Annotated in this window: 12 protein-coding genes; 9 read left to right on the forward strand and 3 right to left on the reverse strand. The window is 44.9% G+C overall.

What is annotated here, in order from left to right:
* The first annotated feature begins 174 nt into the window (after window positions 1–174).
* The 5 genes from ABIE27_RS15115 (at window position 175) to ABIE27_RS15135 (ending at window position 8,028) form a co-directional block, all read left to right on the forward strand.
* Window positions 175–2,322: an alpha/beta hydrolase family protein gene (locus tag ABIE27_RS15115; protein WP_429350850.1), complete on the forward strand. Its 2,148-nt coding sequence runs from the start codon at window positions 175–177 to the stop codon at window positions 2,320–2,322.
* A gap of 561 nt (window positions 2,323–2,883) precedes the next feature.
* Window positions 2,884–4,065 carry an alanyl-tRNA editing protein gene (locus ABIE27_RS15120; protein WP_429350851.1) on the forward strand — a complete coding sequence of 394 codons (1,182 nt, stop codon included), beginning with the start codon at window positions 2,884–2,886 and terminating at the stop codon, window positions 4,063–4,065.
* A gap of 20 nt (window positions 4,066–4,085) precedes the next feature.
* Window positions 4,086–5,429, forward strand: a complete 1,344-nt coding sequence (locus ABIE27_RS15125; RefSeq protein ID WP_429350852.1) for a DUF1963 domain-containing protein — start codon at window positions 4,086–4,088, stop codon at window positions 5,427–5,429.
* Window positions 5,430–5,566: 137 nt separating this feature from the next.
* Window positions 5,567–6,025, forward strand: a complete 459-nt coding sequence (locus ABIE27_RS15130) for a GNAT family N-acetyltransferase (RefSeq protein WP_123062933.1) — start codon at window positions 5,567–5,569, stop codon at window positions 6,023–6,025.
* A gap of 644 nt (window positions 6,026–6,669) precedes the next feature.
* Window positions 6,670–8,028 (forward strand): amino acid permease, encoded by a 1,359-nt coding sequence (locus ABIE27_RS15135; RefSeq protein WP_429350853.1) that lies wholly within the window; start codon window positions 6,670–6,672, stop codon window positions 8,026–8,028.
* Between the two features lie 134 nt (window positions 8,029–8,162).
* Here ABIE27_RS15135 and ABIE27_RS15140 read toward each other — a convergent pair whose 3' ends face one another.
* Both ABIE27_RS15140 and ABIE27_RS15145 read right to left on the reverse strand, forming a co-directional pair.
* Window positions 8,163–9,143, reverse strand: a complete 981-nt coding sequence (locus tag ABIE27_RS15140) for an alpha/beta hydrolase (RefSeq protein ID WP_429350854.1) — start codon at window positions 9,141–9,143, stop codon at window positions 8,163–8,165.
* Between the two features lie 16 nt (window positions 9,144–9,159).
* On the reverse strand, window positions 9,160–9,774 hold the full coding sequence (locus ABIE27_RS15145; RefSeq protein ID WP_429350855.1) for a TetR/AcrR family transcriptional regulator: 615 nt from the start codon (window positions 9,772–9,774) through the stop codon (window positions 9,160–9,162).
* A 104-nt stretch (window positions 9,775–9,878) separates the two neighbouring features.
* On the opposite strand from ABIE27_RS15145, the gene ABIE27_RS15150 reads away from it, so the two are divergent.
* From ABIE27_RS15150 to ABIE27_RS15165, 4 genes are all read left to right on the forward strand, one after another.
* Entirely contained in the window at window positions 9,879–10,148 is a 270-nt protein-coding gene (locus ABIE27_RS15150) for an anti sigma factor C-terminal domain-containing protein (protein WP_429350856.1), read from the forward strand.
* 414 nt (window positions 10,149–10,562) lie between these two features.
* On the forward strand, window positions 10,563–11,912 hold the full coding sequence (locus tag ABIE27_RS15155) for a hypothetical protein (RefSeq protein ID WP_429350857.1): 1,350 nt from the start codon (window positions 10,563–10,565) through the stop codon (window positions 11,910–11,912).
* A gap of 15 nt (window positions 11,913–11,927) precedes the next feature.
* On the forward strand, window positions 11,928–12,407 hold the full coding sequence (locus ABIE27_RS15160; RefSeq protein WP_429350858.1) for a hypothetical protein: 480 nt from the start codon (window positions 11,928–11,930) through the stop codon (window positions 12,405–12,407).
* Window positions 12,408–12,734: 327 nt separating this feature from the next.
* Complete coding sequence (locus ABIE27_RS15165; protein ID WP_123062939.1) at window positions 12,735–14,489, forward strand: methyl-accepting chemotaxis protein; 1,755 nt, start codon at window positions 12,735–12,737, stop codon at window positions 14,487–14,489.
* A 103-nt stretch (window positions 14,490–14,592) separates the two neighbouring features.
* On the opposite strand, the gene ABIE27_RS15170 is transcribed toward ABIE27_RS15165, so the two are convergent.
* Window positions 14,593–15,498 carry a LysR family transcriptional regulator gene (locus ABIE27_RS15170; protein WP_429350859.1) on the reverse strand — a complete coding sequence of 302 codons (906 nt, stop codon included), beginning with the start codon at window positions 15,496–15,498 and terminating at the stop codon, window positions 14,593–14,595.
* Between the last annotated feature and the right edge of the window lie 69 nt (window positions 15,499–15,567).

Here is a 15,567-nt window from a genome sequence, read left to right on the forward strand (position 1 = left end):
GAACCTTCCAATCGCTGTTATCCCCAGATTTTTTGGATTCCCTTTTCCAAAAGGAAAAATCCGGTGATAAAGCCGAGCGCTTCGCTTTTCCAGGTTTTTTCTGTCCTCTCCGTTATTGTGTAAAAGAATAGTTCAAGTTATATCGCATTTTATATTACTTAAAGGAGCCAACCAATGAGAACAGTCACATCATTCTTGAAGAAACCGCAGGGGTTGCTGGTTTTATCACTCGTTCTGGTCATTTTCGGCAGTTTGTTCGCCGGCATGTTCAACACATCCTTCTATTCCGTTAAGGTTAAAGAGATCAAATTCAAGGCCGATCACGGAACATTATCGGGTCTGCTGTACATGCCGAAAGGCGCGGGCGCTGATGATAAAAGGCCAGTAATTATAACAACACATGGTTATTTGAACACGAAAGAAATGCAGGATGCACCTGCCATTGAGATGTCCAGACGTGGTTACATCGTGCTCGCACTTGATATGTATGATCACGGGGATTCCCGCTGGAGTGCACCTATTCCAGTGAAAGATATGTTCGGCACATTCTGGATTTATTCGCAATTCGATGCAGCTAAATATATCTATGATCAGGACTTCACGAAAAAGGATGACAAGGGTAACGCGTACGTTGCCGTTAGCGGTCACTCCATGGGCGGATTCTCGACACTGCTCTCCATGTACATGGATGAGATGACTTCACTGCAAACAGGACACCGCATGATCTATACAGGGATCTCTGTAGGCGCGGATTATTCGTATGCAGCAGCCGTGGCTCCGCAAGATCAGCTACAAGCAGCTTTTGGAAGCCGTACAGTGGGTATGATTGCGGGTAAGTATGACGAGTTTTTCTTCAATAAATCCGACGAAGAGAAAACAGCCGCTGAAAAAGAAATCAAAGGTACCGTGATGCGCAAGGATTTTGCCGCAACGATTTCGGGTAAAACATTCCTCGGACTGGCAGCAGATGCGCCAAGAGCGGAAACGGACAAGTTTACAGAAGTACAGTCCGGAGACCTGTTAGTGGATGGCAAAGTAGTACGCCCTTCGCAAACGGGCGAGCACATCATGTTCACACCGAATCAGACTCACCCGTGGAACCATTTTTCACCAACGACAACGGGACATCTGATCGACTTTTACGCGCATGCTTTCAATGGGGTAACTTCACCGAACCAGACCAATGTAAATCTGGGATCGGGAAATCAGATCTGGTGGGCGAAGGAAGCCTTTAACTTTGTAGCCTTGATCGGTTTCTTCCTGATGATTGTACCGTTGATTACGTTGTTGCTCAGATTGCCATTGCTGCGTAAAGCGGTTAGCAGCGAGATTGCAACAGTATCCGCTGCCGTAAGCGGCAAGCAAAAAACAATGTACTGGCTCGCGATTGCGTTCAGCACGCTGATTCCGGCCATTCTTTTCCCAACGCTGATGGATAAATCGGCAGACGGATTAAATGTATTGCGTATCATTGCTCTGATCGTGTTGATCGTAAGTGTGCTTGGTGCAGTCATTGGATTTATCTTGGCTGGAAGCAAAAAGAATGATTTTGCGGCAAGCCGCCGGATGAAAAACATGGGCGTAGGCAGCGTGCTGCTGGCCATTGTATCTCTGGTCATGTGGGTTGTGTTTAACTATGCGAGCAAAATTGTCGTTACAGGCACATACTTCAATGAACCAACGACGAACCAGATCGTATACTGGGCGCTGGTATCGGCATTGATTATGATTCTGGTGACCTTTGCATTCCACTATTTCTCCAAAAAAGATGCAGGTACCCGTTTCAGTGATTACGGAATCAGCTTGAATATCGGAACAATCATTGCCAGCCTTGTAACAGCTGTACTCGCTATTGTAATCGGGTATGCACTGCTGTTCGCGGTACAGGCGATCTTCGGAACGGACTTCCGTATCTGGACATTTGCGGTACGTACGTTTGAACAGGCACATTTCGTGACTGCACTGCGTTATGCACCACTGTTCCTGATCTATTACTTTGTGAGTGCCATTGCTCTGAACGCCAATACGCGCGGCAAACGCGGCGGTATGTTCCTTGCTATTGTACTGAATGTGGGCGGACTGGTATTGTGGATGCTGGCACAGTATGGCAAAGACTTTATGACAGGTGTGGCGCTGTATCCAACTCAAGCACTGAACGGCATCCTGTTGTTCGCACTGGTGCCATGTCTGATCATTGCTGCCGTATACGCACGCAAATTGTTTGAAAAAACGAACAATGTATGGCTCGCGGCATTTGTTAATACGTTGCTGTTTACAATGGTGACAGTGGCCAATACCGTCCTCTTCTGGAACTTGGTTTAATGTGAAAAAAGATATGGCGTGGCTTGTAGATTACACTGCTCACTCCGATTGCTGACTATGCTGGTTGTGGTAGACACATGGGAACGTTACAGCCAAAAAACCTTTCGATCGCCCTTATCCCCGGATTATGTTGATTGATCCCCTGAAGGGAACAATCCGGTGATAAGCGTCTGCTTCCGATGCAGCTTTCATGCAGAAAGCTTTTGAGCGAACGCTATGCTTCTCCAGGTCCTTTTTGTCTGCTTCGTTCTTGGTGTCTACAGGCGAGCATTAGTCTTCCATCTCCGTTCCGGTGTAATCGATCGGGACGTCCATATCCAACGTTTTCAGATTAAACGTTGGATAGTAAAAAGACCGTTCTGTAGGCTTGGCTTACAGAGCGGTCTTTTTATATTGAGTAGACCGGAACCAAAGAATTTAATAGATAGCTTATCATTTGCAAGATGATCTCAATTGCATAGATGTAGAGATAGAAGTGGCAATATTGGCTTTCGCTATGGGAAATAGTGTAATCTGAGAGTAGATGTAACTTACTTGAACGAGAAGGGACGAATCCATTCAATGACTCAAAAAATTTACTATGACGCTGCTTACACGCGCGAGTGGCATACACATATTACAAATCGAGTGACGAAGGAAGATGCCATATACGTTACGCTCGCCGAGACGGCATTTTATCCGCATGGAGGCGGGCAACCGTGTGATCTAGGACAGATTGGCGGCATTGCAGTTCTGGATGTGAACTTGGAAGACGGAGAAGTATGGCATAAGCTGGAGCGTTCCCCGGAGCAGGATGAAGTGCACTGTGAGCTGGATTGGGAGCGAAGATTTGACCACATGCAGCAGCATACAGGGCAGCATTTGTTGTCAGCAGTTACGTTGAAGCTAACGGATGCCATGACACTCAGTTTTCACCTGGGCACGGACTACGCAACGATTGATGTAGCTGCAGAGACTCTCAGCGCAGCACAGCTGGCTGAAGTTGAGCAAGAGGTGAATCGGCAGGTTGTCCGCAATGCCACGATTCATACGTCCTGGGTTACTGCCGAAGAAGCCGCACGTTTGCCTTTAGTGAAGCAACCGACGGTGACGGAGGACATTCGCATCGTGGAGATTGAGGGTGTGGAGTACAATGCTTGCGGTGGTACACATGTGGCGGCTACAGGCGAGATAGGAATCATTAAACTGCTGAAAACGGAGAAGATCAAGAGCAACACACGAATTTATTTTAAATGCGGTACCAGAGCTTTGAACGAATTCACAGCAATTCAGCAGGTTTTGAACGGCATTACGAGCAAATTAAAGACAAGCCGGGACGAACTTCTGGAGCGTATTGAGAAAACGGAACAGGAGCAGAAACAGCTGCAAAGCGAGCTGAATGCTGTCAAATCTACCAACGATGCTTACTACGCACGGGAGCTGCTTGCGGCACGGGAAGGGCTGGTCATTGCCCAGATTTTCGAGGACAAATCACTCAAGGACATGCAGAGTCTTGCTGCCAAACTTACGGAAGAGCATGAAGGTTTGGTGCTGTTTGCCAGTATCTCGGAAGCGAAGGTGGTGCTGGCACAGAACGGGCAGCCTGCGGAATGGGCGTGCGGACCTTTTTTCAAAGGCAATCTTGGAGCGTACCAGGGCAAAGGCGGCGGCAGTGAGAAGATAGCTCAGGCAGGATTTGCGAGCAGTGAGGATGCGCTTGCGTTTTACGAATTCACCAAGGAGCAGCTTGGACACCATTCCTAAAGGTTGAAGGAGGCGGAAGCATGGCAGAACGTATCCCGTGTATACGCAAAGGATGCGACCATATGATTTTACCAGCAACAGCGGCTAAAACGGGTGGGTATTGTATGCCTTGTAAACAGGAAATGGAACGGGAGGCACACCAGCGTTATATTGAAGCGAATCGGCGAGATGTCGATCTATATGAAGGCATTACGGATGCGGTGCATATTCTGAAAATCATGCATGAACCTCGGACATATAACGAACTTATTCGATATGTACCGTATAAATACTCCATGGAACAAGTGTATCTGTCCCTTTCGGCAGAGCAACAGCATGAGATGAAGTGTTACGCAATGGATTTGATCCGCTCAGATGACGAGGATGGCGGTAAGGATATCTTGCTGTATCTTGTTTGTTATCATGATCTGCCCTTGACAGCGGAAATTCCCGAACTTTTGGAGAGGGATATCGTTTATCCAGCTGTTCTGTTCAAAAGCGCCTCTGGCGAGACGCGAGATCATCTGATTCAGCAGGTGAACAACGATAAGGAGAATCGCAACCACTTTCTGATCATGCTAGCCTATATCGGTGACGATGCTGTTGTGCAACAGTTCTGGCAGTGGAAGCAGTCTCCGCCCGAATGGGCTGGCGAGCTATATGTCGAACCTGAGTGTTATACGTTGCAGGCGGGTTGGGAGTTAACAGAAGAAGGTCAACGCAGAGAATTGTTCATCACCCCGAGTTATTCATTGTATGAAGCAGGAGACAGTGATGTAGAAGGAAGCGAGAGTGTGAATTTGGAGGGTTCTCCGATTTCTTTGCTTGTGCCAAGCTCCAGTCTTTGTCCATGGTGCGGTAGTTCATTTATCAGCTTAATGAATTTACATGTCAAACATCCATCGCTTCAGTCTGTTCATTGGAACTCTCCACAACTTGATGTGCATACCTGCTTGGTATGCAGCAGTTACAGCGTGGTGTACATGGAAATGGATGCAGAAGGGAAACCGATCTGGAGCAAGCATAATATGAAGCCTGATGGATTTGATGATATCGACGTTGAAGAGATCAGGGTCGATGTTTCGGGACTTGTATCGAGTACTCTAGATGATTCGGTACAGCGGCGTCTGTTCCATATTGCGCCCAAACCGCGCCAGCCTTTTCATGGCAGTGAATGGGCCATGGAACCTTCTCTGTCCCAGGTTGGAGGTCATCCTGGTTGGGTACAGGATGCAGACTATCCTTCATGTCCGGCATGTTCTGTTACGATGAAAGCCATTGGACAGCTGGACGGTGAGATGATCCAGGAGAATGGTGAAGGTGTGTATTATATGTTTGGCTGCGAGCCTTGCCAGATGACAGCAGTATCGTATCAGCAGTCATGATGTTATCCGTCCACTTTCCAAGCGTCTTCCAGCAAGAAATCGCTGTTGTCATAAAACCTGACATCATTGTAATATATAATCATTGATCAGCTTCGTGGAGATAGATAAATTACAAAATGTCGGCAGGAGTGGAAACGATGGATATTAGAGTGGATGATTTGAGTGGGGATCAGGTAAAAGCACTAATCGCGGAGCATTTGTTAGGTATGGCGGCGGATTCCCCACCAGAGAGCATACATGCTTTGAATCTGGATGGGCTGAAGAAACCCGAGATCACATTTTGGTGTGCATGGGAAGGCAATGAGCTACTTGGCTGCGGAGCCATTAAGGAACTGAACGCGGAGCATGGTGAACTGAAATCGATGCGTACAGCTTCCGCTCATTTACGCAAAGGGGTAGCACGCCATATTTTGACGCACATCATTGCAGAGGCGACAACTCGCGGATATCAGCGCATCAGCCTGGAAACGGGTTCGATGGATTCTTTTATACCGGCACGCAAGTTGTATGAAGACTTTGGTTTTAAATATTGCGAGCCGTTTGCTGACTATGTTCTAGACCCAAACAGTACATTTATGACCAAAGTGATTGAATAACAATATAGATGATGAATTTAAAATGGAAACAGCCAGTCTCTCCAGTATAGGGAGTCTGGCTGTTTGACGTTTATCTGAGCGTGTACGCTAGCATTTCTTTTCCACCGTTTCAGTCTATTTGAAGAAAAATGAAACATTTGATACAGTTCATACAGCGTAAAAAGTGGTAAACTAAAATTCGGGATTTGAACGCTGTGACGCACCAAAGAATGGAGAGTGCGGGAAAATGCTCTACTGGTGGTTTGAAGGAATGAACCCATTGTTCGTTGGATTCGTATTGTGTCCCATATTGGCTGTGATTCTGGGTGTGTGCTGGTATGCTTCGAAATGGTGCAGTAGGACAATTGCTTTGGGTATATCTCTTTTGCTGCCTTTGCTGTATATCACCAGTGATTGGGGGACGTTCACCGCCAATCTGGATGCATGGCTACTTTATGGAATAGGATATAGCTTGGTTACATGGGGAACATATCGATTACTTTGTGCAGTTATGGGGTATAAATCATAGGCATGTCATAAGTTTGGGATGAATTGGCCATACAGAATGGGTGGGCTGTTTCATCATGGATAGGGTATACTGGACTTTATATTGCTCAAAAATAGACAAGGATTACAGACGTTTTTGTACCTCAGGAGGATTTCAATTGGCTCAGACTCAGACGGAAGAATCATTACAGAAAAAATTAAAACCCAGACACATTACCTTTATGGCAATGGGGGGTGTCATTGGGACAGGCATTTTTAAAGGTAGTGCAGGCACGATTGGACTTGCAGGTCCAGGTGTCATTGTGACCTACATTTTTGCCGGACTGCTATTACTTGTGGTTATGGCTGCGATGGCAGAGATGGCTACGGTGTACAAGAACAGAAATATGAAAGATTTTGTACAGGAAGCGTTCGGCAGCCGAGTTTCGTTTATTATGGGATGGATGTACTGCTTCTTGTGGTTATCGGTATGTGTCATCGAGGTCATCGCGGCGGGCAGTTTCCTGCAATATTGGTTCGCAGATGTACCGCTGTGGATGCTCAGTCTGGCGTGTGCTGCATTCATCATACTGGTGAATCTGCTCAGCGTTGGTGTGTTCGGGGAATTTGAGTTTTGGCTGGCCGGGATCAAAATTGCGATGATCATTATTTTTATCGTGCTCGGGGCTGGGCTGATCTTTGGTATTATTCCAAGTGACAACACACCATACCTGCAAAACTATACACAAGCTGGCGGGTTCTTCCCGAACGGATGGACATCGATCTTCTCGGCGCTTCTTGTTGTTATGTTCTCGTATGGAGGGTCGGAGCTAATCGGTCTGACCTTGACGGAAACGGAAAATGCGGAGAAAGTGATGCCCAAGATCGTAGGCAATTTCATGTTCAGAATCATTTTATTCTTCACGTTGCCGATTCTGATTATCTGTGGTCTGATTCCTTGGAACGAGATTGGGCCGGAAAGCAGCCCGTTTGTACAGGTACTGGCGTCTACAGGTTTGCCGGGTGCTGCGCATATTATGAACTTTATTCTGGTAACGGCGGTGCTGTCCGCAGCGAACTCGGGCATCTACGGAGCATCTCGTATGATGCATTCCATGGCTGTTGGCGGGGAGGCCCCTAAAGCACTCGCCAAAACCAACCGCAACGGAAGCCCGATTAATACCTTGCTGGTGTGTACCGTTGTGTTGCTGGCAGGTTCCATGTTAGGACTGTTTGCCCAAGATCAGCTGTTTAGAGTGTTGCTTGCTGTTCCGGGTTTTGTCGTGATTCTGGTCTGGATCTGCATCGCTGCTTCTCAGCTTAAATTGCGTAAAAAGTATCCGGTTCAGCCTACATTCAAAGTGTGGGGATTTCCTTACATCACCGGAGTAGTTGTCTTGATCCTGAGCGTCATTGCTCTAATGTTTGTGTTTGATGAAGGCAACCGGTTCAGTATTAGTATCTGTCTTAGTGTACTTGCATTGCTGACGATATGGTCTTTGATTCGATTCCGCAAGATGAATAGCAAATCAGCTTAAAGAGACTAAAGTAAAAAGAAGGTACAGATGATCTCATATTATTGAGATGTCTGTACCTTTTTTGATAAGCATATCTATGTTGTTTCTTAGAAAAAGATGATGTCTGATTATACTGCTGACGTTAACAGATTAATTTATTTGCCTACATACTTATCCATAAAACGGTCCACTCTTGCAAAATACTCCGTTGGATAATGATTGATAGCATCAATGTGTTCGGTATTTGCTGGATACCATACCTCTGCATTAGGATTATCCTTCAAGTTCTCAAAGATCTTTTCTGAATTTGTATAACTGATCTGCTGATCCCCAGTACCGTGAATGAGCATAACCGGTTTATTTTGCATCTTCTTGACCGCATCCATAGGCGACACAGAATCAAGATCAATGTCAAATGCCCAATTAGCCATCCATGTGGAGGTATAACCGAATGGAAATGCAGGTAATCCAGAGAATACAGGCAGACCCTCTCTTAAAAATAAACCGGCATTACGAAACGGACTATCTGCTACAACCGCTTCGATATCATCACTTTCACTTGTAGCTAGCAGGGACGTAGCAGCTCCCATAGAGAAGCCAATAACGCCAATATGTTCGCCTGCCTGGCCTCTGGATTTCAAATAGTCAACAGCTGCAAGCAGATCATATTTCTCACGCAGACCAAGTGTGATCATCTCGCCATCGGATTTACCTTGTGCGCTGAGATCAAAGGCCAATATATTATAACCTTTCGGGATGAAATGCTCTGCCAACTTTGGCGTACGTCCCTTGACGAGGCGATTACTTGTATATCCATGCACGACAATAAGCGTTTTGTTACTTGCTTTGCCTGAAGAAATGTTTGCCGGGAAGAAGGTCCCTCTTATCGTGTTATCACTTTTTAAACTCTTGAATTCAACGACCTCATAGGGTGTTTGATCCATGTTCAATTCATAACTGACATCGGTATCTCGTGGATGGTGTAACAGGATGTCTACGACTTTATAAGATATGAAGAACACAACAGTTAAAATAAGTACGAGGGCAATCGTCAGGCTCCATAATAGTTTCTTATGTTTTTTAATGCGATTTTTAAATGTCGAATCGAGTTCGATCGACGGTTGTTGTTGCTTCATTTTATTTCCTCCAGTGTTAGTTCGTGCTGTGTTGCACGGGGGCAAACAGATAATAGGCATGTGCCTTTAGATTTTCCCATTCCGGATGATGAACAATATCTTCTCCGAGTGTTAACGCTACCCCATTTAAGAAAGAGATATAACTTCGTGAGATCATGGCCGGTGAGAAACCTGGGTTGAATTCCCCCAGGAATTGCCCCTTTGCATAAACGCATTCAATCGTATCTGTCATTACTTTTATACTGTCCAGAACCTGTTGAGTAAGCTCCGGGAACCTGATTCGTTGTCCCAGGACAGATTGGACCAGTCGTAACTCATTGGTGTAAGAGTAAATATGGTTGAATTGTTCTTCTACCATGTTTTCAATCAATGCTGCTGGTGATTCATCTTGTTGAAGCATAGCCAGTGATTTCTTCTGGATATCTTCAAGCGGTTCCAGGACAGCCGCATGAAACAAAGTTTCTTTAGTTGGGAAGTATTGAAATATGGTTCCGGAAGTCACACCGATATTTTTAGCAATAAGAGCCGTTGTGGTGTTTGAGTATCCACTTTCCGCAAACAAGACGACAGCTTCTTCCAAGATGCGTTTACGCCGCTCAAGCCTTTTCTCTTCATTCACAGTTCTAGCCACAAAAATTCTCCTTTCTCTTATCTGTACATTAATTAATTAACTGATCAATCAATTAATAATATAGCCGAATCTATCTTATATGGCAATAGTGAGTTTTGATTTTGATGTACATATGCCGGTCAGCAAAACCGACAGAAGTGAATGGCAAGTCGTTTTTGGATGCTTTGGAACAGGGGAGACATCTTCAAGGGTTATATCATTATGAGTTCAACCGAATCTACGATTATTTGAAAAAAGATAAAAAAGAGCCACAAGAGAGCGATATTCGCATTCTGGGTGTCGTGGTGACGGGAACAGCAAAACAGCTGCAGTCCCTGAATGGTCAGCCATATCTCAGAGGGGTAACGTTGGGCGCTATAGTGGACAAATATTAAGTTTCCAGGTTCAAACTTTCTTAGAATATTTCTTGATCATTAAAGGAGTGATGATGAAAAATGAAGGATCTCGGCGCATGCGCCGGGATTTTTTTGTAGATTGGGAGCGAGGGGGTATCTAGGTTACAAAGATTGTTACAAATAGGGCGTACTGGGGGTAATAGGAACTAAAAGATTAAGACCTCAGTCTCTACGAAAAGAAATTCAATCCAGTTATACTGAAACCTCATGTGCTGGTGGATGAACTGGCATATATGAAACACAGAATCTTCGTGTAACAACGAAATACATAATTAGAACAATATCGATAACGAGGTACACCATGACAACGATTAAAGTAACCCCGGAACAGCTATTGTCCGTTTCAAAACAGTTCGTCACACCCAAAGACAGATTACTCAGATGAATAACGTCTTGAAACAACAGCTGTTCGAAATTGAAAGGCAGTGGAACGGGAGCACTAAGGAACGATTTTATGCTGATTTCATCGCGGCGCAACGAGTGATGGACAACTTCAGTTCACTCTCCCTCTCGATTGCCAAAACGCTTGAAGGACATGCGGAGAAATTCAGACTGGCGGATCAGCAGACTACGCAATCCTACGATGCCAATTGTATGCCGCCTCCACCGGATGAATGCCGGGCTCCCACTGTAGACAATCGTAATGCTTTTCAAAAATCGGTGGATAGTTTGAAAGAACTCGGTACTGGTTTTATGCAGGCTGCAGATGACCGATACCAGAAGCGTTACGACAGTGTCGGCGGATTTCTGGACTATTGGACGTTTGGTATCCCAAGTGGTCTGGTGGAAGGTTACATGGATAGAGCGGATAAAGCCTTTAATTCTGCCAATGATACAGACAATTGGCTGACGTTTGGCATCCATGGTACAATCCGTGAAGCGATATTCCCCACGAATGCCTGGTCCAGCGAGCACTGGGCCAATATGATGGGCATGGGAGGCATGATGGTCGGCGGTGGACTCACCGCCAAGATGATCAAACCTCATAATCTACTGACATCGTCAGGAGGCGGTACTAAGGTTAGTGTTTTGAACCAACGGCCGGGAACTGGACAGATGACGGGCGGTTTTAACGGATTTAAAGACCCGCGTCTTCAAGTGATGGACAATATTGCGGAGAGTAAAAAGGCCCGGGAATCCTCTAAATTCTCTGAATTTGTGGAGAAGGAACAGGAGATTGGTAAGGGAACAGGGAGTACTGGCTATATATTAGATCCTGTTCAAATGAGAAAATATATAATTGTACCAGAAGATGGATTCCAAGCTCTTCTTGAGAGAAAATACATCGAAATTAGAAAATCAGGTGTTGAGTATATTGGAGTAGTAGCGAAGAATACGAATTTAACAGAGGAACAGATTTTAAGGATGAAAAAAAATCTGTTCTTAGACAGAAAACAATTATCTGTATCTGGTAAACCATATGAGGAGTTGTACTTTCAGGCAGACGCAGATATTGCATACGCATGGCAGAAGGCTCAAAAGAACGCACTAACTGAAAAGGAAATAGAATGGTTTAAAAAACTAGCCAATCATGAGCTTAAAGAAAAGCAATATATGGATGGTGGTATGCCCTTAAGAGATCCGTCTACATGGAATAATGACACAAAAAGATTTGATCCCGATCCTTTAAAAAATGCACACGATAAGGCAAATATAACAGATCCCAATCCAACAGCATCCTTCCCAGGCTATGATTCTGGTTCAGATTTTATTAAACATATGGATGGTGGGATTGATTATTAAATATGAGGTGAGAGCATGTATCTTAAACAAGCAATTGTAAGGATAAATAATATTGATTGGAGCTTGGTGGGCGGTATTGCTTCTAAAGTGGAGGCTGACTTGGCATGTGAATTCCTGCGAAGATTGGCTTGTTTTTTCAAAGAAGAGGGGATCAGTCCGATAAAACCTTTAGTTGCTGACATAGCAAAATTACTAGGTGATACTGAAGAAGTTGAGGTATCGGATTATTGCAATTCAGAAGTTGTTGAGTTTTTAGGAGAAAATATATATGTGAAAAATATTATTCAATATTATTTACATCTTGCTAAGTATGCTGAAGAACGCCCAGAAACATATAGACATTTGAATGTATATGAACCTTTGATTAAAATTCTTGAAAGGAAGGGGCTGTTTGTTCTTAGAATAAATGCTTTGGATATTGTGAACGGATCACATATCCCTTTAGAAGACTGGTATGAAAATTTTGTGAATATGAACTCCCTTGAAATAGATTAGTTAGAGGAGTTTACTGTTTGATTACAGAAACGACCCCAAAGTACAATCCGATAAAGATGATAGAATCTTAAAGAAAACCTCCAACTACCATGTTGGAGGTTTTCTTTGCCTGAAATCCTCTAAAAAACCTCGCTTCATAACTCTTTTTAAAGTCCCTAATACCAAAGCTAACACGGAAATGATAACGTTTTTATGTAAATCCAATATTTTCTTGCGTAATTCGACATATTCATATACTATTTTCCCATACTTAGTGCTTCAAACATATGTTTTTTGGGTACGGCCTAGTCAAAAAGGCTTGGGTTCGTGGGGAGGAAGAGGGAGCAAATGATCGGTTTTTTCAGGAAACGTCTGGTTGTGCGTATTGCGGCTATTGTTACACTGGTCATTACGATTATAGCAGCGGGAAGTATGCTGACGCAGATCGCTAATGTGAAACTTGCTGCGCAGGGGGCTATCACGAGCTACAATATTCAGATTGCCGAGAGTTATGTGAAGCAACTGGATACTGCAACATATGTGGAATTTGCCAAGGACCCCAAGGAAAATGAGGAGTATCTCCGTATTCGGGATGAATTGGACGATTTCCGAGTGCGTATTGGTGCTATGTATGTGTATTTCGTCAAAATTGACGATAAAGGAACTCCACTGATCATGGTGGACGGAATGAAGGATGCGGATAAAGCTTCAGCAATCAACGAAGTGACGGACATTCCTGCAGATGCGGTGCAGAAGTTGCTGCAAGGGGAAACAGCAAGTTCGCCGATTATTAATAATCCAGAGTATGGTGATTATATTTCTTCCTATGCTCCAATTCTAAATAGCAACGGTACTCTTGCAGGTGTGATTGGTATCGATACAGGGATTTCTGTTATCGGAGGTATCGAAACCGATATTTTGAGATCAAGTCTGCCGTTGTATGTGATCCTGTTGCTTGTTACTCTTGCAGGTATTGCTATAGTGATGTGGTTTATCGTTAGAGGACTGCGCCCTCTACATCCGCTGAAATCGAGTGTGGAAAAGATGGCACAAGGTGAGCTTGCCGAAGCAAATCGCATTTTGACAGCCTATCGTTTGAAGAGCAAAGATGAGATCGGAACAACGTATCAGGCGATGATACATATGTCAGGAAATTTAAATAAAATGGTAAGTGATATGGTTGGAGGGGTAGCTTCAACAACCGAATTGTTATCCGAATCCACGAAAGAGTTTAATCGGAGTACGGAAGAAATGCTTGCCATGAGTAAAACAGTGGATCGTGCTGTCGAGGAGATCAGACAAGGTGCTCACACGCAGAAGCAAAGCGCAAGTGACAGTGCACATGCCATGGAAGAGATTGCAAAAGGCATTAACGATATATCTGAATCCTCCAATGTGGTGTCAGATGCAGCAACAACGGCACTGGCTACGGCGGAGTCCGGGCAGCAGCGCATGACGGTGATGAAGAAACAGATGGAAAACATCTCCGCAGTATCTGGAGAGGTCACCTCGATGGTGCAGGTGCTGAACAACTATTCTACTGAAATTGGTGGTGCACTGCATACGGTTCGTGACTTCGCAAGTCAAACCAAACTGCTCGCGCTCAATGCCTCCATTGAGGCCGCGCATGCGGGTGAGCATGGAAAAGGTTTTGCCGTTGTGGCGGAAGAAGTGAGGAAACTTGCGGAAGCCTCCAGTTCGTCTATGGAACGAATCTCGGACTTATTGCTTCGTATTGAACAGGAGTCACAGCAGATTGGTTCCCGAATGGGGGTTACTGCTCAGGAGATTGGTCAGGGCGTCATATTTACAACTGAAGCGGAGCAGGCATTCTCACAAGTCGTGGATGCGTTCCAACTGGTTACCCAGCGCATTCAGGAGGTTTCTGCTGCAGCTGAAGAAATTACGGCCGGTTCGGAAGAGGCGGCAGCTTCGGTCAACACCATTTCACAGATTTCTGCAGGCGTGTCAGATCACTCGGATGAGATCTACCGTTTGATGCAGGATCAATCGGTGATGTTCCGTAAGGTGGCCGAAACGTCTACGATGCTGGAACAGCAGACGCATGAGATGAGTGAAGCAGTGAAAAAGGTGAAGGTGTAAGTGAAGCGGCAACTAAATTAAGAGGAAATAAGTAAAGTGCTCCGCCACATGGCGAAGCGCTTTTTTTGCTAGGGGCATATCACCTATATGCATGAACAGCAGATCATAGATGGGCGAGTTCAATCGCTTGTTTGAAGCGCTTGGAAAATTGTTCCGCCGCAGCTGCAGCCTCCCTGAATTCTGTCTGCACGAAGCCGATCTGCATTTTAGGCTGCTGGATCTCGGTAATTTCGACCATCTTAATCAAACCATCTTTCCAAAGCGGATGTTGATGAAAGGAAAAATCATGCCCGATGGTCGCGGCTATACTATTGGTTAATACGGTGCTGATAGCCTCCGAATTATTGGTCTTGAATAAGATGGATAAAGGCCCATATTCGTAGGTGAACTCCTGCAGAAAATCCTCAATGAAACCGTCCCGATATAACGCAAGGTTATATTCTTTTAGTTGATCAGGAGTCACGCGTGTGTGCTTGGCCAGTTCAGACAGTTGATGGGTGCATACAACAAGCTTGCTTGAATACATCGGTGTGAAATGCAGCCCATCCAATTCGCGCAGCTGTTTTGCGTAAATGGCGATAAAGCCCAGATGAGTTTTATTGCTCCGGATGTCCTCAATGATCTCCATCGAACCCTTTTCTTCAATCGATAACCTCAGTTGCGGATGATCCCGTTTCATATCGGCAGCCGATTGCACCAAGTAAGGCATAACACTCGGAAAAGTAGCTACGTGAAGATCGCCGGTCAGCGTAGATGTCGTTGCATTTAGCGATTTCAATTCATCGATTCGCTGTAAAATGTCCAGTGCTTTGGCGATAAATTGTTTACCCTCCGGTGTGGGATGAGTGCCTTGTCTGGATCGCTCGAATAAAACCAGCCCCAGTTCTTTTTCCAGGCGATGAACCGATTGGCTGATCGCAGATTGCGTGACATGGAGATGCTCCGATGCGGCGGAGAACGATTGTGTTTTGGCGATTTCGACAACGTATTCAAGCTGTTCCAGATTCATGCGATCATCCCTTTTTGTCATTAGTATAAGTAATGTTAACATAAGTATCTATAAATATGAATAATGGGT

It is taken from the genome of Paenibacillus sp. 4624, assembly GCF_050435065.1.
Lineage (GTDB): Bacteria > Bacillota > Bacilli > Paenibacillales > Paenibacillaceae > Paenibacillus > Paenibacillus amylolyticus_D.